Source organism: Rhodosalinus sediminis (genome assembly GCF_003385555.1).
Taxonomy (GTDB): domain Bacteria; phylum Pseudomonadota; class Alphaproteobacteria; order Rhodobacterales; family Rhodobacteraceae; genus Rhodosalinus; species Rhodosalinus sediminis.
In genome coordinates, this window is record NZ_QOHR01000056.1 from 1 (window position 1) to 3,362 (window position 3,362).

The window sequence follows — 3,362 nt, forward strand, 5'->3', positions numbered from 1 at the left end:
GGGTCCCGTTTGGATGCCGATTGACACCCGACACCGTTCTGGACGGGAACACTGACGCCGACGCCACTCTCGCCCACGTCGTCGCGCACCTGCCGCCCGCCTTCCAGAATGCCGCCTGCGTCTTTCAATGGTCGGCCAGCATGGGCCTCGAGCAGGGGCGGGTCCGCGTCCACCTCTGGTATTGGCTCGACAGGCCGGTCAGCGACGCGGAGGCGAAGGCGTGGCTGAAGTCCTCGCCGGTCGATCTCAATATTTACGACCCAGTGCAGGTGCATCTCACGGCGAACCCCGGCCTCGAAGACGGCGTCGCCGATCCGATCGACCACCGCGTGGGCCTGTATCGCCCCGACGGCAGCGTCGACACGGTCGTCGTCCCCGACGGCCTCTCCGACTGCGGAGACGGCCAGCCGAGGATCCACCGACGCCGCGTGATGGGCGGGCAGATCGATCCACAGGCCATCGTGCGAGACCCCGCGACCGACCGCGTCATCGACGGCCGGGAACGGTTCCTGCTGCTCAAAAGTAACAACGCGACGCGCGCCCTGATACGGGATCGGGGGCCGGAGGACCTGTCCGTCGACGAGATCGCGGGGCAGACGTGGGCGCGGTTCAGCGCCGAGGCCGACCTTTCCGACGGCAGGTACAGCTACAGCGACGCGGAGGCCGAGGCCGAACGGCGTCTCGAGGAGGTCCGCCGCGACGCCTTCCCCTTCAAGGCCAATGACCCCACGATTCTGCCCCAACCGTCGGCGGGGCCGTTCTACGATATGGACCCGGTCGACAAAGAGACCGGCGAGGCGCGGCTCGACGACGCGCTGACGGACTTCTTCGGCGACGTGGACGCGGGCGGCCGAATGGCGCTGCGGATCACGCCCGGCGCGGGCAAGACGCGGAAGACGATCGCGCACCTGCAGCGCTATCTCGCGGGGGCGTTCGCCAAGAGGGTCGAGATCTACGTGCCGCGCCACGACTTGGCCGAGGAGTACGTGGAGGCGATCGAGGCCCTGCCCGGCCCGTTCCACGCCAAGCTCGTCCACGTGCGCCCGCGCCTGAGCGATCGACCCGACGCCCCCGATCTCTGCCTCCGGCCGGACTATGTCCGCAGCCTCCGCGAGGCGGGCGTGGGCATTTTCCACAATGCCTGCAGATCGAACACCGGCGAGATCTGCGCCCAGTACGACGCCTGCCCCTATATCGGGCAATTCAGCGACCCCGAGCTCTGGGGGGACGACAGCCACGGCAACGTCGTGCGGATCTATGTTCACGCTTATCTCGGCCTGCCGCGGATCCCGCCGCAGAGAGATCCCCACGTGGTGATCATCGACGAGGCCTTTCTTGACGAAGTCCTCGACGCCACCAGCTTCCTCACACCCTCGCAGCTGAAGAAGTTTCTGGTCTCGGGGACGGGAACGCCCGTGGGCCGCATCGTCTTCGACGCGTTAGAGCAGAACCGGCCGGCGCTTTCGGACCTGCGCGAGGCCGGGGTGACGGCCGAGGACCTGCGGGCGATGTCCTTCGAGGGTATCCGGCCCGCGACGGTCTTCACCGGCACGGAGACGGGGGCGGTGTCGGTGGAGGGAGACGCGCATCTCCACCGCACGCTCTGCACCGTCAGAGAGATCCTCGCCGACGAGATGGATCTGGGGCGCGACCATTTGAGCCGCCTCGTCTACGACCCGCACAACGAACGCGTCCGCATCGCCCACGTCACGCCGCCCCCGATCCCCGACGACGCCGCCGTGCTCTGCCTCGACGCCACCGGCGACCCGGTCCTCCTCGAGAAGATACTCGGGCCGGTCGACGTCCGCCGGATCGATATCCACCAGCAGGCCTTCATCACGCAGGTGATCGATCGCGTGGGGAGCCAGAAGTCTTGGGTCGGCGACCGGCAGAGCGTCGACGATCTCGCGCTGATGGTGAACACGGCCGCGGCGCACGGCGAGCGCCCCCTCGTCATCACCTACAAGCGGATCGCCGAGCGCCTGCGCGGGCGCGATGATCTCCACCCGGCGGTCCGGGTCATGCATTTCGGGGCCTTACGCGGCAGCAACGTCGGCAAGGACTGCACCGTGGCCTATATCGTCGGCCGCTACATGCCGCCTCCCGCCGAGATCGACCTGCTGGCGCGGGGCCTGTTCTGGGACGACGACGAGCCACTGCAGCACGACGCGGGCGGGCAGTTCGCCAAGTCGGATCAAAATGAGAACCTGCCGACGCAGGAGCGTGGCTACGTGCTGTCGGCAACCAATCCAGCCGCAGAGACGGGCATGAATGTCAGGGCGTTCTCCGACGCCCGTATCGACGCCTTGCTGCGGCAGACGCGAGAGGCCGAAACCATACAGGCGCTGGGCCGGCTGCGGCTGGTCCACGCCGATCACGTCCGGCCCGTCTTCCTGTTGAGCAACCTGCCCGCCGAGGTTCCCGTCGACCGGTTCGCCGCTATGGCCGACATCATGCCCGACACCCTCGAGCGGGCGTTCCTGCAAACGGGTAACCTGCCCACGACGCCAGTGGGGCTTCAAAAGTTCCGGCCCGACTTGGCGAAGACACCGGAGCAAGCCAAGAAGGTCCTGCAACGCAGCAAGTTGCGGACGTCTACGTGGTTGTCCGGCCTGCCGCAGGCGGTCCGTCTGGCGACCTACCAGCTCGCCTTCATGGCCGAGAACGCCGGCAAGTCCCGCAAGCACAGTCACATTTTCCTCGCGCCGCCGCCTCACGAGCATATTGGCGCCGGCAGCATCACCTACCTGCCTGTCAACGCGTGGATCGAGCAACTGGAAGCGGGTAAAGGAGCTGACACGGAGACGGTCGGCTGGGGGGCCTTAAAAGCCCCATGGCTCGGTTACTTTGGGGACAAAACGCTATAATATATTATAGCGATCTGTCCCCGAACGGGGCTTAAGAAGGCCCCCCGCGACTGACCGGCATTCGGTTTCCAGCTAGGGGCGTGGCTATACACGGCCTCGCCCCCACCTCCGCGGATTTCAAATCGTCATGTTGCCTTTATGCAACACATTGCCCTCGGGGAACTGGGGTTCATGCACCCTGTTCGGTCAGGGCCGCCCCCGCAAGGTGTCTGCCCTTTACGGCCGCCAGCTCTCCGCCGCAGCCCGAAGCGCTCCACCATCTCCACGGTGATCGCCCAGAGCAGCGCCGCGATGCCCACGATCACGACCTCGACCCATTTTTCCGTGAGCATCTCTTGGTAAGGCAGCACCAGCTGACCCGCCGCCGTGGCGTGCTGCGCGGCCATGGTCGACACGGCCCCGCAGGCGTCGTCGCCGCTCGCAAACATCGGGTGGCAGGAGATGCGGCGGTAGCCGAAGTAGAGCCAGCCCCCGACGACCGGCGAGAGCGCCACG

At 67.0% G+C, this 3,362-nt stretch carries 2 protein-coding genes; one reads left to right on the top strand and one right to left on the bottom strand.

Going from position 1 to position 3,362, the window contains the following annotated elements:
• Positions 1-20: 20 nt before the first annotated feature.
• Positions 21-2,867, top strand: coding sequence for a hypothetical protein (locus tag DRV84_RS14945; RefSeq protein WP_115982108.1), 2,847 nt, complete (start codon positions 21-23; stop codon positions 2,865-2,867).
• Positions 2,868-2,992: 125 nt separating this feature from the next.
• On the opposite strand, the gene DRV84_RS15700 is transcribed toward DRV84_RS14945, so the two are convergent.
• A partial coding sequence (locus DRV84_RS15700; RefSeq protein WP_158547830.1) for a hypothetical protein occupies positions 2,993-3,362 on the bottom strand: 370 nt, incomplete at its 5' end.